Genomic DNA, 15,363 nt, shown 5'->3' on the forward strand with positions numbered 1-15,363 from the left:
AGTCCCTGGGATCAGTCGCGGTTGATTTCCAACCAACGCCGCTGTTCGGCGGAAGCGGCTATCGCATCCAGAACGCAAGAGACTTTCCAGCCCTCCTCAAAGTCCGGCCACATACGATCACCGGCGGCAATGCCGTTAACCAGGTCGCGGATCTCCACCGTTTTCTGATCGTTAAAACCGATGCCGTGCCCTGCGCTAATACAGAAGGCGGCGTAATCCGGATGCTTAGGTCCTACCAGCAGCGTTTTAAACCCCTGACGCTCCGCCGGCTCATCGTGACGATACAGCTTCAGCTCCGCCATTCGCTCCTGGGTGTAACTCAACGTGCCCTTGGTTCCGGTAACCACGTAGGTCAGCCCCATCTTGCGCCCGCAGGCAATGCGTGAAGTCTCGATGGTGCCCATGGCGCCACCGGCAAAACGCACCAGCGCGCTGGCCTGATCCTCATTTTCCACCTGGTGCATCAGCGTAGGGTCTTTCGCGTCCGGGCGCTGTTTGATGATGGTCTGCATATCGCCGGAGACCGCCACGATATCACCCACCAGGTAATGCGCCATGTTAACGATATGCGCCGCCAAATCGCCCAACGCGCCTAACCCGGCAGTGGCCTTGCGGCAGTGCCAGTCGATAGGCGTTCGCGGATCGGCGAGATAATCTTCATTGTGCGTGCCGTAAAAATGCACCACTTCGCCAATCTCGCCATTGGCGATAATTTCGCGCGCCAGCTGGCTGGTCGGGTTCTTCATATAGTTGAAACCCACCAGCGTTTTAACCCCCTTGGCGCGAGCGGCCTGCACCATTTCAGCGGCGTCTTTGGCGTCCAACGCCAGCGGCTTTTCCGAATAAACGTGTTTGCCGTGGCGAATCGCTTCCAGCGCCATCTCTTTATGCAGGAAATTTGGCGCACAGATATCCACCACGTCAATAGCCGGATCCGCCACCAACTGGCGCCAGTCGGCGGTCGAACGAGAGAAACCAAATTCCGCAGCGCGCTGCTGCGCAAGCTCCGGCGTCACTTCCGCCAGCATTTCCAACACCAGTTCACCCTTCAGTGGAAATACCGTGGCAGCCTGCGCATAAGCAATAGCATGGCAGCGCCCAATGTAGCCGGTGCCAATTAAACCAACGCGTACCTGTTTCATCACCCTCTCCCGTTGCCCGTATCCGTAATCTGGTCAGCGCGCCACTCAATGAAACGCGCCATCTGCGGTACGGTTATATGAAATATAAATTTCAATAACAAGCAAAGAGGAAAATAAAACTCATATCCGTGATGCCGTTCATGAAACCTTGCAGACGGGAATGTAACGAGGCAGCCTCAAAGGTACGCTGCGGCTTCTGCTCAGAGATACCAAGCCAAAATGAATATTTTATTTCATATCACGGCAAACCGTTGGCACCGTACAGCAAGAAGCCCGGCCGCTGTTTCAGCCGTTGCCAATACTCCTGCAACCTTGGGTAATCCGGACGTACAAAGGGAGTCATCAACCAACGATTCAGCGACACCCCAATCACCACGTCTGCCAGGCTAAAGGTCGCGCCAGCAATATAAGTTTTCCCCTGCGCCAAATGCTGTTCGAGCATGCCCATTAACCTGTTCCACTCCCGTTCCGCCGCCGCCAGCCGCTGCGAGTCCTGATAAGCGGCATCCTGGCGAACTCGCGACATAAAAACATAGCGCCAGGCGTTATTGAGTTCGGTAGCCTGCCAGTCCATCCAGATTTCCACCTCGGCCCGCGCGCCCGGTTCTGTCGGTAGCAGATCCTGACGCCCTTCCCGGCCCGCCAGATAACGGCAAATAGTGTTGGATTCCCACAGCACCCGTTCGCCGTCAATCAACACCGGCACCAGGCCGTTGGGGTTGAGGGCTAAAAACTCCGCGGTTTGTGTGGAGCGAAAACCACTGCCCCAGTCTTCTCTGGTCAGCGGCAACGCCAGCTCGTGACTGGTCCACAGTACCTTGCGCACATTGATCGACGAGGCCTTACCCAGCAATTTCAACATCTACGCCCTCCAAAAAGGCTTGCGCCCTTCTTTCATTGCCTGTGCGCGTGACAGGCCAATACCCGCCAGTTGAGCTTCGTCCAACTGCAACAAACACCTACGGGTGCGGTAACGTTGCAGGTACAGTCGCCAGAGTGGAAATATCGCCCGGCGTTGTACCGGTTTGCTTTCGACAGAAACGCTCATCAGCGGCTCCTCCTTCTATTCAGCCTCGGGGGCAATGATGCTGTGCGGGCGAAAAACAATACAGATTCACGGCGGTGATATTTTTTCCATACAAAAGCTGTCTCTGCCTGTCTGAATGGTCTAATTTATTCTCATCTGTACCGGTATTTTCCTTAACCACTCTCGCCTTGGGTATCTGTATGACACGCTACGCCACGCTGGCCGCGATCCTCAGCCAACGCATCGAACAGGGTCTCTATCCGGCCGGCGATCGTCTGCCGTCGGTCCGCACGCTAAGCCTGGAACACGGCGTCAGCATCAGCACGGTGCAACAGGCCTATCGCCTGCTGGAAGAGAGCCAGCTGGTGGAAGCACGCCCCAAATCCGGCTATTTCGTACAAAGGCGACGCACTCTGGCCGAGCTTCCCGCCGTCACCCGCCCGGTGCAGCGGCCGGTAGATATTTCGCAGTGGGAGCAGGTACTGGAACTGATCCGTAATAAGCCGAGCGAAGACGTGATCCAGCTCGGCCGTGGCATGCCGGATATCAGCGAACCTACGCTGAAGCCGTTGACCAAAGCGCTGGGCACCATGGGCCGTCACGGCGATCTGCGCAGCCTGCTCTATGACAGCATTCAAGGCGTTATCAGCTTGCGTGAACAAATCGCCCGGCTACTGCTGGACTCCGGTTGCCAGATTAGCGCCGACCAGTTGGTGATCACCACCGGCTGCCACGAAGCGCTTTTTACCGGCCTGCGCGCCGTGTGTCAGCCGGGGGATATCGTGGCGGTGGATTCACCCTGCTTCCACGGCACCATGCAGACGCTGAAAGGGCTGGGTATGAAGGCGCTGGAAATCCCTACCGATCCGCTGACCGGTATCAGCCTGGAGGCGCTGGAACTGGCGCTGGAGCAGTGGCCGGTGAAAACCATTCTGTTGACGCCCAACTGCAACAACCCCTTGGGTTACATTATGCCGGAGGAGCGTAAACGGCGTTTGCTGATGCTGGCGCAGCGCTACGATGTGACGATCATCGAAGACGACGTATACGGTGATATCGCCTACCAATACCCAAGGCCTCGCACCATCAAATCCTTCGACGATGACGGCCGGGTGCTACTGTGCAGCTCTTTTTCCAAAACGCTGGCTCCCGGGCTGCGTATCGGTTGGATTGCCCCTGGTCGCTATCTGGAACGCGTGCTGCACATGAAATACATCGGCACCGGTTCTACCGCCACCCAGCCACAGCTGGCGATTGCCGAATTCATCCGTCACGGCCACTATCTGCAACACCTGCGGCGCATGCGTCTCCGCTACCAGCAAAACCGGGACGTGATGACCGGGTGGATTATGAAGTATTTCCCGCCCGGCACCCGCGTCAGCCAGCCGCGCGGCGGCTTTATGCTGTGGATTGAGCTGGATGAAGAGTTTGATACCCTGCGATTGAATCGCCATTTGGAGCAACAGGGCGTGCAAATCGCCGTCGGCAGCATCTTTTCCGCCTCCGGCAAATACCGCAACTGCCTGCGCATCAACTACGCGCCCAAACTGACGTCAGAGATCGAACAGGCGGTGCTACGGGTCGGCGCGACTATCCAAATGCTAATGCCGGTACCTTCGACGGAGCGTGAAAACACATTGGCGCGATCGGATTAAACTCTGTCGCAATCGGATTATCCGCGCACAGACTAACCTCCTAAAGTAGAACCTCCTCAACAAGCAGGTACAGGAAGGTGGTTATGTCTCAGTCTCAGGTATGGTTAATTACCGGCAGTTCACGCGGTTTGGGCCTGCAGTTGGCGCAGGCGGTTCTGGCCGCCGGGCACCGTCTGGTTGCTACCGCACGCCAACCGCAGCAGTTGCAGCCGCTGGTGGAACAGTACGGTGAACAAGTGGTCACCGTGGCGCTGGACGTCACCGACGCCAGCGCTGCCAAAGGCGCGGTGCAGGCTGCATTAGACAGCTTCGGCCGCCTGGACGTGGTGGTCAACAATGCCGGTTATGGCAACATCGCGCCGGTGGAAGATGCCGATGAAGCCGATTTCCGCGCCCAGGTCGACACCAATTTCTATGGCGTTTTTAACGTCACCCGCGCGGCGCTACCGGTGCTGCGTCAACAGGGCAGCGGCCATATCATTCAGATCTCCACCATAGGCGCACGCCTTGGCGTGCCGGGCCTGAGCGCTTACCACACGGCCAAGTGGGCAGTCGAAGGTTTCTCCGAATCGCTGGCAAAAGAAATTGCGCCCTTCGGCGTAAAAGTGACCCTGGTTGAACCCGGCGGTTTCCGCACCGACTGGGCCGGTTCATCAATGACCATCGCCCCTGTCAGCGCCGCTTATCAGGCAACGCTTGGGCCCATGCTAGACTACTTGCAACAGCATAATGGCCATCAACCCGGCGACCCGGCCAAGGCCGCGCAGGTTATCTTGCAGCTCGCAGAGCTGGATGAACCCCCGCTGCGCCTGTTGCTCGGCAGTGATGCGGTGTTTATCGCCGGACAGGTGCAGGTCGAACGTGAAGCGGCAGATGCCAAATTCCGCTACCTCAGCCTGAGCACCGACCGGGACGATAGCCAACCGGATCACGAAACCATGGCGGCGTTGGTGGCCGGCAAATCATAAGGAACACCATGAGCAGCGATCAAATCCCGGTCTCCAGTGCATTAGCCATCCGTCTCAAGGCGCTGGGAGTGGATGTTGAAAAGCTTGGTCAACTGGCCGGCCTCCCCAGCGGGCTGCTCAGCCACGGGCGCGAAAAGGTCAAGCTTTCCACCAGGCAGTTCTTTGATATCTGGCAGGCGCTGCCGCGCCTGACCGACGATACGGCCTTTGGTCTTCGCCTCGGCAGCGACGTCGCACCGGAGCATTACGATATCGCTTCGGTCGCGGCGCTGCATTCGGCGACGCTGGGGGAAGCCTTACAAAAAGTCGCCCGCTACAAGCGGCTGGTGTGTCCCGAAGAACTGACGCTGACGGAGGACGGCGAGGCCGTGCGATTGCACACCCGCTGGACCATGGCCCAAGGTCATGCCCCTGAGCTGTTGGTGGACGCCATGTTTGCGTCCATCACCACCCTGTGCCGTCGTGGCACCGGCATGGCAATTCAACCGAGGGCGATTGAACTGACGCGGCACCACGATCCGGTCTCACCGTTGCTGCGCCATTTTAGCTGTCCGATCCGCTTCGATGCCCCGTTGGACGTGCTGGTGTTTGACCGTGCGCTGATGCAGCAGCCCTTTATCACCTATAACCAGGACATGCTGGCCGTGCTGCTGCCCGGGCTGGAAGCCGAGTTGGCCAAGGTCGAGCAGGACGACAGTTTGCCCGCGCAGGTGATGGCGATCCTCACCCGTAGCATGCGCGGACAACGGCCCAGCGTGAACAGCGTGGCTGCCGAGCTGTACCTCAGCCCACGCACCCTGCAGCGTCGTCTGCAACAGCACGGCTATAGCTATCAGCAACTGTTGGATAAAACCCGCCACCGTACGGCCTGCCATCTGCTGTCGGACACCGATCTGGAACCCGGTGAAATTGCCTTCGTGCTGGGGTTCGAAGAACTGAATTCGTTTAGCCGTGCCTTTATGCAATGGGAATCCCAAACGCCGAACCGCTGGCGTCATCAACGCATGGCCGGGCGTCAGGAGAACAGGTTATGAAAGTGATAATATTCGGCGCCAGCGGCATGGTGGGGCAAGGCGCACTGCGCGAATGTCTGCTCGATCCGCAGGTGACGGAAGTGCTGAGCATCGGCCGCAGTGAACTGACGCAAAGCGATGCCAGGCTCCGCCAACTGACGTTGTCCGATCTGAGTGATTTGTCCGCCGTGGAGACTCAGCTCAGCGGTTACGACGCCTGCTTCTTCTGCCTTGGCGTATCTTCCGCCGGCATGAGCGAAGCACGCTACCGTGCCCTGACTTACGATCTGACGCTGGCCGCAGGCCGCCCCCTGGCTCGGTTAAACCCGAACATGGTCTTTATTTACGTCTCCGGCGTCGGCACCGACAGCAGCGAGCAAGGCCGCAGCATGTGGGCGCGGGTCAAGGGCGCTACCGAAAATGCCTTGTTGGCGCTGCCGTTCCATGCGGTGATGTTCCGCCCCGGCGTTATCGTGCCGCAGCACGGCATCCGCTCCCGAACCCGGCTTTATGACCTGCTGTACCGGCTTTTTAAACCGCTGTGGTTTGGTGCCCAACGGCTGTTCCCCAATCAGGTCACCACCACCGAACGTATCGGACTGGCAATGTTGGCCGTGGCACGGCGTGAGACAGACTTGCGCATTCTTGAACCGGTGGAGATTAACCGTTTGGCCCTGCCCTCGGCGGGCTGATTCTGTTATGTTAAAGCCGCGCGCGTGGGCCGCCTGTGCCACGCTTTCGCTACTGCGACAGAGACAGACCCATGCCGTCAAAAATTTTATTCAGCGCCTGCCTGGCCGGTTTTAAAGTTCGCTATAACGGTTCCGATAAACCGTTGCCCCATCCCACCCTGCTGCGCTGGCAGCGCGAAGGCCGTTTGGTGGTTTGCTGCCCGGAACTGGCCGCCGGTTTCTCCACGCCACGTCCCTCAGCAGAAATCACGCCGGCCGCCGAAGGGGCCACGGTGCTCGCGCAACGGGCTCGGGTGATGGAGATCAGCGGCGGTGACGTCACCGACAGTTACCTGCTTGGCGCCCATCTGGCCCTGGAAACCGCACGGCGCCACGGCTGCCGCTTTGCCCTGCTCACCGACGGCAGCCCGTCCTGCGGTAGCCAATTTATCTACGACGGTTCTTTCAGCGGCCAGACCAAACCCGGCAGCGGCGTCACCGCCGAGCTGCTGCGTCAGAATGGCATTGAGGTCTATTCCGACCGTCAGTTGGAGGCGCTGATCGCCCGGGTGGAGGCCGAGGAACGCCCCTAACGCTGCAGGTGCTCCGCCAGCCGCCGTTGAAGATGCGAGATCCCCTGCGGGTGGTGGATAAAGCGGTCGAGAGCCATCATCTGCCAGCGCTGCCCTTCATCGCCAAAGCGGATGGCGGCAATCTGTCGTGGGGTGATTTCGCCCAGCATAAACCAGGTCGGTGGATAGCCGGCGAAAATCCCCTCGTAGCGCTGCTGGTGACGGATCTGCCCCGCGGCAATCCGCAGGCCGAACTCTTCCAGGGTTTCCCGCTGCACACATTGCAGTGGCGTTTCGCCGTTTTCGCGCCCGCCACCGGGCAGATCCCAACAGCCAGGCCAGGGAATGTCGGGCTTGTCGTCTCGCTGATAGGTCAGCACGCTGTCGCCGTACAACAACGCAATTTTCGCACCGCCAAAATGCTTATCCGTCATCGCGTCAGGCTCCCGTTTTCGCCATTGAGCTAACATCTTACCTCATCGGAGTGCGCGCTGGTGTATAGTGAAAACCCGTTTTCACCACAGGCGAACAATGACGATGAACTCTCCGTTTCTGGTTACTCCCCAATGGCTTGCACAACATATCAACGATGAAAATCTGGTTGTGGTCGATGTCAGAATGTCTCCGGTCGGCCTGGTACCGAAAAAAGATATGCTTGCCGAATTTGAACGCGGTCATATCCCGGGCGCGGTGTACTTCGATATCGATGACGTCGCGGATAAAAACACCGATCTGCCGCATATGCTGCCCACGGCGGAAGCCTTCAGCACGGCGGCAGGCAAGTTAGGTATCAGCGACCGGCAGACCATTGTGTTCTATGACGAGGGCAATCAGTTCTCCGCCCCGCGCGGCTGGTGGACCTTCCGTAACTTTGGCGCACAGCAGGTTTATGTGCTGGAGGAAGGCCTCAACGGCTGGACTGCCCTGGGACAACCGCTGGAAACCGGCGCGACGCAACGCCCATCGCAAACCTTCAACGCCCGCTTCAATGCAGACGCGGTGGTCACTATGCAGCAGGTGGAACAGGCGCTGAACACGCAGGTGCAGATCCTCGACGCACGCGCCGCGCCGCGTTTTTACGCTGAAGCCCCAGAGCCGCGCCCCGGCCTGCACCGTGGCCATATTCCCGGCAGCATCAATATTCCTTACGGCGAACTGCTGGAAAACGGCCGTTTCAAATCGCTGGAAGCCCTCAAGAAAACGTTCAGCGACAAGGGCGTCGATCTCAACGGGCCAATCATCACCAGCTGTGGCTCCGGGGTAACCGCAGCCGTTCTGGCGTTTGGCCTGCTGTCACTTGGTGCAGACCAGGTGAAACTGTACGACGGCGCCTGGACCGAATGGGGCGCACTGAGCGGCAATCAGCCGATCGAGCAGGACTAGTCTTTGATTCTGTCGGCCACGATTTGCGCCAACCGCTGAATGGCCGCCGCCGGGGTTTCTTGTGCGCGATGCAACACCACGCCAAGCGGGCTCAACGCCGGTAACATGCCGGGCGGCAAAAGGGATAATCCCGACGGCAGCCCGGCATCGGTGCGTACCGTGACGCCCAGCCCGGCGCTGACGGCGGCCCATACGCCATTCAGGCTACGACTGGTAAAGGCGACACGCCACGCAATCCCGGCGCGATCCAATGCCTGCGTCGCCGCGCTGCGCATCAGGCAAGGGGCGTCGAACATCACCAGCGGCAACGGTTCATGCCCACTGCGCCAGAGCGACAGATCAAAATCAGGCGAGGCGATCCAGTGCATTTGCCTTTGCCCCAGCGCCTGGTGAAATGGCGTGCTGATGCCCCCGTCCCACGCCAGTGACAAATCCAGCTCCCCTTTCAATACCCAGTCGATCAGCTCGGCATTGCGGGCGATCCGCGCTTCGATGCGCACACGCGGATGCGCGCGAGTGAAACTGCCCAACACCTGCGGCAAAAAGGTTTCCCCGAAGTCTTCCTGTAACCCCAATCGCACTCTGCCATGCAAATCCAGCCCGCGCACCGCCGCGGCAGCCTCCTCGTTCAGCTCCAGCAGCCGGCGGGCATAGCCCAACAATGTCTCGCCGGCTTCGGTCATCACCATGTTGCGCCCGACCTTGCGCAAAATGGGGGTGCCAACCTGTTGCTCCAGCTTTTTCAGGTGTGCGCTGACCGCCGAGGTTGAACGCCCCAGCCGCTCCGCCGCTTTAGCGAAACTGCCCAACTCAATACCGGTAACGTAACTGCGCAGATCTTCCAGATCAAAGGTGACACGCCCCATGCTGACCGTCCCGTTTTTAAGAACCATTAAGCAAAATAATACCGATTTATGGATAAAGATGGCGCGTCAGGCATCGCGGGTCAACCGCTTTCAGCAAGGCGTTCGGGAATACTCTTCTCGCTGCCCACCGGTGACGACGGGCAGCCATTCAGGATGAGGTAAAGCCTGAAGCCAGGCGAGCACGGGCCAAAAAAATCGGTTTTCCCTCTTTGACCACACAGTGCCACGGGTTGACAGTCATATTTGATATTGATAATCATTATCAAAATAAAGTTTTCAATAACGATTTGCAGGATGCGACTCGTTGAGGTCACCGCTATGCCACAGTCCCTGATCACGCCTTATGTCACCCGTTGTTGTATCGTTGGCGGCGGCCCCGCCGGGCTGATGCTCGGCTATCTGTTGGCACGGGCCGGCATTAACGTGATGGTGCTGGAAAAACACGCCGATTTTTTGCGTGATTTTCGCGGCGATACCATTCACCCCTCGACGCTGGAAATCATGCACCAGCTTGGCCTGCTGGAAGAATTGCTGGCTCTGCCACACCAGCGTGCAGAAACGCTGCATGCCGAGATCGCCGGACGTGACATTCGGCTGGCCGACTTCACACATCTGCCTACCCGCTGCAAATTTATCGCCTTTATGCCGCAATGGGAGTTTCTCAACTTTCTGGCAGAAAAGGCCGCCGCCTTTCCCGAATTCACACTGATCAAGTCCGCGCAGGTACACCAGCTGTTGTACGATCGCGGCCAGGTCTGCGGCGTGCTGGCGGACACGCCCGAAGGGCCGATCCGCGTTCGCTGCCAGTTGGTGATAGGTACCGACGGACGCAACTCGGTGGTGCGCGAACAGGCTTCTCTCAGCAGCCACAGCTTTGGCTCACCGCGCGACGTGTTATGGATGAAGATCGATAAAAAGGTCGGCGACCCGGCCTGGTCGATGGGCCACACCGGGCCGAAGCAAAACTTCATCATGATCGACCGGGGTGAATACTGGCAGTGCGGCTATTCGATCGACAAAGGCAGTTTCGAGGCGATCCAACAAGATGGGCTGGAGAATTTTTTGCTGCAGATTGCCGAGGTGGCGCCGTTCCAGGATCATCGCCTGCAGACGATCGTCAGTTGGGAACAGGTGAAGCTGCTCAGCATCCGCATCGATCGTCTGGATCAGTGGGCCAAGCCGGGCGTGCTGTGCATAGGCGATGCCGCGCACGCCATGTCACCCATCGGCGGCGTTGGGGTGAATTTGGCAATTCAGGATGCGGTCGCAACCGCCAACGCAATCATTGCCCCGCTGCGCAGCCAGCGCTTGCAGCTAAAACACCTGCTGCAGGTACAGCGCCGCCGCAATTTCCCCACCAAAGCCACCCAGTTTCTGCAAATCAAAATGAGCCAGCGCCGGCCGAAAAAACGCCGCGCAAGTGAGGGCTCCAAACTGATGGCCCGGGTAGGCAACAGCCGTTGGTTGCCACATTTATTTGGCCGGATCATCGGTCTGGGGTTCAGGCGCGAAACGCCGAAGCATTTGGACTGATCGTGCTCTGCCAGAATCAGGAAGAAGAGAGGAAAAATGCTAAACCGATAATATTGGCGTGCTCAATCCCCCTCCAGAAGCGTAATCCCCATGCTATCGGCCAGTTCGAATAGATGTATTAAAACGCTTTTATCTGTTACTGATACCGTGTTAACAGCAATAGATAACTCGTTTCCATTAAAGCGGTCGCCAAACAGAACATAGGCATTGCCCGGATGCTGTTTTGACGGCCAAACCAATCCCTGAATTTCCTTATGCTGCGCATGGATAGCCTCAGCCCATTTACGCGTCACCTGATAGTGTACGGCGTCACAATGCGCAACTTTTTTAGACGCCCTCATCTTGGCCAAACCAGGTTGATCCAGGACGGCAAGTTGCAACTCGGCCTTCACTATCAGCTCAGTGTGGACCAACCCCGCCAGCCGTCCAACATTAAACCCGACATGTCGCAGCGAGAAATCGAGATCGTGCAAAGGCACTTCGCACAGGGCTACTTTGGTATTGTCACCAGCATAAACGGTTGCGATAACTTTATTACTTTGATCGCGAATCGGGCTGAACCGCGCATCTCCCTCCGTGCTGCCATTAAAAGCGTCGCCGGCGTATTTTTCTCTGTGGATACGATATAGCGGCGTCCCTGCCTTAAGGGTTCTCTTGTTGATATTGATCTTTCCGGCCGGCGGCATTAACTCATCAGCCATGCTGCGCCCCCGCCTTTTCTTTAAGGGCGGCATGCAAAACCGCGGCAGGCTGTTGCTTCAGTACGTCTTTGGGTTTTTTGCCTCCCAGCCAGCTATTCGTCGTCCCCATCCAACTCGCAATCGACCATGGACTGGCAGTTTCGCCGAACAGGGCCAATATCTCTTTAAGGATTTTTAGCGGCTGGTAAGCCTCATCCAGCGCGTAAGCCGGATAACGGTCGTGGCCCTCAACGTTAATCGCAAAAATTTTTCCGCGTTGCTTCCACCCATTTGGCCCGGCGCTGCGGTTACGATTTTTGAAACCCGCCTTGTCGGAAAGATCGGATGACGTCAGCCAGGTGGCATCTGCCAAAATATATTGGCGAAGATCCTGTTTCCGCTCTTCATTTCGGGCTCTGAATTCGTCAAAACCGGCAAAAATATCGGCGTCAGGTTTACTGGCTTCGCTTTCAATGTCGACTGCAGTTACCGGAACCTTCACTCCAGCAGACTTTGTCACCATATCCCACGCAATCTCCAGCATTTGCATCGCCGTATTCGGATCCACCGCGGGGTCATTGACCATGTCCGTCAATTTTTTACGCAAAGCGCTATTACCGACGTTTCCCCGGCCTCTCGCTTTCGGTTGATGGGCATCGGGATCAATTTCAACTACCAGGAATCGCGTCGAACCGTTACTTGGCTTAAGATGCTGTAGCTGATCGGCAGTGAGCATCTGCATGGCCACGCGATGCCCCTGTCGACGGTGGGTGTGTTGTTTCTCGGTCATACTCCCTCCGGTATGCGGATATTGAGTATATTGAGTATATATCGTATGCGACAGATTGTCTAAATCCTCGCCAACGGCCCTGTTACTATCCACCAAGAGGTCTACATGTTCAGTATTCGCCAGGCTTTACGCCATGATTTAGCGCTAGTTCGTGACGTCGGTATTCGTACTTATCAGGCCCATTTTGGCGAACTTTGGCACCATCAAGCGGAATTGGATGCTTTTTTGGCTCAGGACTTTGCGGTCGAAGCCCTGGAGCAGACCCTGCAGGATCCGGACGTGTGCTGGCTATTGGGCTATGAAGACGAGCGTCTGGTGGGCTATGCACGGCTGAACTTCAACAGCCTGCTGGCCCCCACTCAGCAGACGGGCGCAGAGCTGCAGAAAATCTATTTCCTGCCGGAATATGCCGGCCAGGGTTACGGCCAGCGTTTTTTTGAACAGGTACAGCAGCGGGCACTCGAACGCCGGCAGACAACGCTGTGGCTGGAGGTGCTAAAGCGCAACACCAGCGCCCAACGTTTTTACCAACGTCAGGGGCTGAGCATTTGCGGCGAGACCTGCTACACCAGCGCCCAAGGTTCCATCGGCATCTGGTATATGTCGAAAGCGCTGTAACTCCAGCCTTGATGCGTTCAGTTACCCCGGAAACTCCAGCGTGCCGGTCAGATCCCCCAAGGGTTTCTGGCCACGCGTCGCCATTGCCTTATCGCGCTCGGTCAGCCCTTCCAGCGTTGGCAAATCAAACACCCGACTGATGAATCGCAAGATGGATCCGGTATCGTACACTTGGTGATCGACATATCCCTTGCGGGCGAACGGTGAGATCACCAACGCCGGGATGCGCGAGCCAGGTCCCCAACGATCCCCCTGCGGCGGTGCAACGTGATCCCACCAGCCACCGTTTTCATCGAAGGTAATCACCACCACGCTGTTGTCCCACTGCGGGCCATTACGCAGACTGTTGATGATATGGGCAATATGGCGGTCACCGGCTTCGACATCCGAATAGCCGGCGTGCATATTGAGGTTGCCCTGTGGCTTGTAGAAAGCGACCGGCGGCAAGGTGCCCGCTTCCACCGCTGCCAGGAATTTATTGCCGCTGGTTGAATCGCCAATACCGCCATCACGCAAATGGGCTTCGCGCGCCTGCGGGTTGGCCGGCCCCAGATTTTCGAAGTAATTGAACGGCTGATGATGATATTGAAAATCCGGTGCGCCGGGAAAATCGCCCTGATCTTTGCGGTTGTCCAGCGCGTACTGCCAGCCACCGGCGTACCAGGCCCAATCGATCCCTTTCTGGCTGAGCAAATCGCCAATGTGCGGGTGTTGCTGTGGCGGCATAACGTTGGGCATGGTGACATCCGCCAGCGTCGGATCTTTCTCATCCTGCGTCCATGACGGCCAGTACGGCGGCGCCATGGTATTGACCGCGTAACCGTCCGGCGTCAGCAGGCTTTTGCCGAACAGCGGAATGCCGAACGAAGCGCTGACCGGCGAATCGCTCAGCGGCTTCAAACGCCAGTCCGCCACGTCGTCGCTTTCAAGCTGAGCAATGCCGTCTTTGGCGACAGAATTTTGCACGTCGGGATAAAACGGTGGACGGGCGCAAATCAGATACTGGTGGTTGAGGAAGGAGCCGCCAAAGGCTCCCTGGAAGAAGTTATCGCACAGGGTAAACTCCTGCGCCAACGTCCACAACCGCAGGTTGTATGCGCCGTCGCCGTAATAGCCCATGGTCAGAGCACCGGAATCGGCCCAGGCGACGAATTTGTCATTTTTGCCGCCGTTGATCTGCATCTGGTTCTGATAAAACACGTGCCACAGATCGCGGGTTACCACGCCATGCGGCAGGTTTTCGCCCTGCGGCCCGGTCAGGACAAACGGCTGATTCGGCAGTTGAGTGGTAAAAACCGCATCTTCGTCGATTTTGTAGTTAACATGCCCGACTTCCTGAGCCTTCGGCACCAGACCTTTCCAGATCGGCGGCAGCGTATCCAGCAGTTGACCATCGCGATCGCGTTGCTGGTACTCCTCCGGCTTGAGCGCCGACAGCGGTTTTTCTACCCCGGGGAAATTGGCGAACAGGTTGTTGAAGCTGCGGTTTTCGGCGTAAATCACCACCACATTCTTCACATAGCGCCGCAGCAACGAGTTTTGCGCACTTTGCGGCAAAGCGTTTAGCAGCACTTTTTTGTTTCCCTCCGTCGCGGCTCCGGCCAAGGGGACAAGGGAGGCGCCAACGCCCAATGCCGTCGCCCCCGCCAAAAAGCGGCGACGCGCCGGGTTGCTCGGTTGCTGCTGTTGATCCTGCGCCGACGGCGGCAAATCATTCTGTGGTTTATCGCTCATGCCTGTTCCCTCAAAAATAATTAACCTTTTGATTTATTGTCAATTTATTTAAGAGTCATTATGCTATGGCACAATTATGAACGAAATGTGACAGACTGCGGCAGGTTAGCATTTGGCAACACTTTCGCGAACTTCGCCGCAGTTTTATTAAAATGCCGCCCCCTCAGCGCCTATCGCGAGTCCCGTTGCAGCATCAACAACATCAGCGCCAGCGTATTGGGCACCATATACAGCAGGGCACCCAGTTGTACCGCCAGCGGATCCTCTTTGGCCTGCCAGGCCATAAACCAGTCGCCGGCGACCACCATAAAACCGATGCCCCACACGGCAATCGCACATAGCGCACCCAGCATGGCCCAGGCTTTGCCTCTGGCGAACGTCGCATAAGGGTGACCCATATGTTTCACCATCAACACTATGCCCAAGGTTGCCGCGATCCCGGCCAGAGACTCCAGCAGGGTAATCAACGCCAACCCGACCATTCCGGCCCAGGGCGCGGTGATGGCACGCCACATCAGACCGGGCACCTGATAGGTATTTTGCATAGTTAGCAGGGGCCCCACGGCATGCCGGGCGGTATTGACAAAATCAGCAGTATTGTTCAGCAGGCTGAAAAGCCCCCACAGGGCCGGAAACAGTGACAGGACGATACAAGACAGGCGTGAGATATTGATTTCGTTCATAATTATCCTTAATTATTTTAGGTGTATC

At 57.6% G+C, this 15,363-nt stretch carries 17 protein-coding genes; 8 read left to right on the forward strand and 9 right to left on the reverse strand.

The window, feature by feature from the left end; translation table 11 throughout:
* Positions 1-11 precede the first annotated feature (11 nt).
* The 3 genes from H5P17_RS03195 to H5P17_RS03205 all read right to left on the reverse strand — a co-directional run bounded on the left by H5P17_RS03195 (position 12) and on the right by H5P17_RS03205 (position 2,190).
* Complete coding sequence (locus H5P17_RS03195) at positions 12-1,142, reverse strand: Gfo/Idh/MocA family protein (RefSeq protein WP_020825864.1); 1,131 nt, start codon at positions 1,140-1,142, stop codon at positions 12-14.
* A gap of 238 nt (positions 1,143-1,380) precedes the next feature.
* Complete coding sequence (locus H5P17_RS03200) at positions 1,381-2,004, reverse strand: glutathione S-transferase family protein (RefSeq protein WP_044549153.1); 624 nt, start codon at positions 2,002-2,004, stop codon at positions 1,381-1,383.
* Positions 2,005-2,190, reverse strand: a complete 186-nt coding sequence (locus H5P17_RS03205; protein WP_182821199.1) for a DUF1127 domain-containing protein — start codon at positions 2,188-2,190, stop codon at positions 2,005-2,007.
* A gap of 179 nt (positions 2,191-2,369) precedes the next feature.
* Here H5P17_RS03205 and H5P17_RS03210 point away from each other — a divergent pair, with 179 nt between their 5' ends.
* The 5 genes from H5P17_RS03210 to H5P17_RS03230 all read left to right on the forward strand — a co-directional run bounded on the left by H5P17_RS03210 (position 2,370) and on the right by H5P17_RS03230 (position 7,069).
* A complete protein-coding gene (locus H5P17_RS03210; RefSeq protein ID WP_044549149.1) occupies positions 2,370-3,824 on the forward strand; it encodes a PLP-dependent aminotransferase family protein in 1,455 nt (484 codons plus the stop codon).
* A gap of 83 nt (positions 3,825-3,907) precedes the next feature.
* A complete protein-coding gene (locus H5P17_RS03215) occupies positions 3,908-4,792 on the forward strand; it encodes an oxidoreductase (RefSeq protein ID WP_182821201.1) in 885 nt (294 codons plus the stop codon).
* A gap of 8 nt (positions 4,793-4,800) precedes the next feature.
* Entirely contained in the window at positions 4,801-5,826 is a 1,026-nt protein-coding gene (locus tag H5P17_RS03220) for an AraC family transcriptional regulator (protein WP_182821203.1), read from the forward strand.
* The gene (locus tag H5P17_RS03225) at positions 5,823-6,497 is read left to right on the forward strand and encodes an epimerase (protein ID WP_182821205.1); all 675 of its coding nucleotides are present in this window, start codon (positions 5,823-5,825) and stop codon (positions 6,495-6,497) included. Before H5P17_RS03220 ends, H5P17_RS03225 begins: the two co-directional genes overlap by 4 nt.
* Positions 6,498-6,568: 71 nt before the next feature.
* Positions 6,569-7,069, forward strand: a complete 501-nt coding sequence (locus H5P17_RS03230) for a DUF523 domain-containing protein (RefSeq protein WP_182821207.1) — start codon at positions 6,569-6,571, stop codon at positions 7,067-7,069.
* Here the strand turns inward: H5P17_RS03230 and H5P17_RS03235 are convergent.
* Positions 7,066-7,482: an NUDIX hydrolase gene (locus H5P17_RS03235; RefSeq protein WP_182821209.1), complete on the reverse strand. Its 417-nt coding sequence runs from the start codon at positions 7,480-7,482 to the stop codon at positions 7,066-7,068. The two genes, H5P17_RS03230 and H5P17_RS03235, sit on opposite strands and share 4 nt — an antisense overlap.
* A 103-nt stretch (positions 7,483-7,585) precedes the next feature.
* On the opposite strand from H5P17_RS03235, the gene sseA reads away from it, so the two are divergent.
* Positions 7,586-8,431, forward strand: a complete 846-nt coding sequence (gene sseA, locus H5P17_RS03240) for a 3-mercaptopyruvate sulfurtransferase (RefSeq protein ID WP_182821377.1) — start codon at positions 7,586-7,588, stop codon at positions 8,429-8,431.
* Here the strand turns inward: sseA and H5P17_RS03245 are convergent.
* Complete coding sequence (locus tag H5P17_RS03245; RefSeq protein WP_044549139.1) at positions 8,428-9,297, reverse strand: LysR substrate-binding domain-containing protein; 870 nt, start codon at positions 9,295-9,297, stop codon at positions 8,428-8,430. The two genes, sseA and H5P17_RS03245, sit on opposite strands and share 4 nt — an antisense overlap.
* Positions 9,298-9,615: 318 nt before the next feature.
* On the opposite strand from H5P17_RS03245, the gene H5P17_RS03250 reads away from it, so the two are divergent.
* Complete coding sequence (locus H5P17_RS03250) at positions 9,616-10,830, forward strand: FAD-dependent oxidoreductase (protein WP_182821211.1); 1,215 nt, start codon at positions 9,616-9,618, stop codon at positions 10,828-10,830.
* Between the two features lie 62 nt (positions 10,831-10,892).
* Here H5P17_RS03250 and H5P17_RS03255 read toward each other — a convergent pair whose 3' ends face one another.
* Both H5P17_RS03255 and H5P17_RS26540 read right to left on the reverse strand, forming a co-directional pair.
* Positions 10,893-11,531, reverse strand: a complete 639-nt coding sequence (locus tag H5P17_RS03255) for an RES family NAD+ phosphorylase (RefSeq protein WP_182821213.1) — start codon at positions 11,529-11,531, stop codon at positions 10,893-10,895.
* Positions 11,524-12,300 (reverse strand): hypothetical protein, encoded by a 777-nt coding sequence (locus H5P17_RS26540; protein WP_053225530.1) that lies wholly within the window; start codon positions 12,298-12,300, stop codon positions 11,524-11,526. Before H5P17_RS26540 ends, H5P17_RS03255 begins: the two co-directional genes overlap by 8 nt.
* A gap of 105 nt (positions 12,301-12,405) precedes the next feature.
* Between H5P17_RS26540 and H5P17_RS03265 the strand changes: the two genes are divergently transcribed.
* Positions 12,406-12,918 carry a GNAT family N-acetyltransferase gene (locus tag H5P17_RS03265; protein WP_182821215.1) on the forward strand — a complete coding sequence of 171 codons (513 nt, stop codon included), beginning with the start codon at positions 12,406-12,408 and terminating at the stop codon, positions 12,916-12,918.
* A gap of 21 nt (positions 12,919-12,939) precedes the next feature.
* On the opposite strand, the gene acpA is transcribed toward H5P17_RS03265, so the two are convergent.
* Both acpA and H5P17_RS03275 read right to left on the reverse strand, forming a co-directional pair.
* Positions 12,940-14,652, reverse strand: a complete 1,713-nt coding sequence (gene acpA, locus H5P17_RS03270; protein ID WP_182821217.1) for an acid phosphatase — start codon at positions 14,650-14,652, stop codon at positions 12,940-12,942.
* 170 nt (positions 14,653-14,822) lie between these two features.
* A complete protein-coding gene (locus H5P17_RS03275; protein WP_182821218.1) occupies positions 14,823-15,335 on the reverse strand; it encodes a DUF2165 family protein in 513 nt (170 codons plus the stop codon).
* Between the last annotated feature and the right edge of the window lie 28 nt (positions 15,336-15,363).

It is taken from the genome of Serratia sp. OS31, assembly GCF_014164835.1.
In the GTDB taxonomy this organism is placed as follows: Bacteria; Pseudomonadota; Gammaproteobacteria; order Enterobacterales; family Enterobacteriaceae; genus Serratia; species Serratia liquefaciens_A.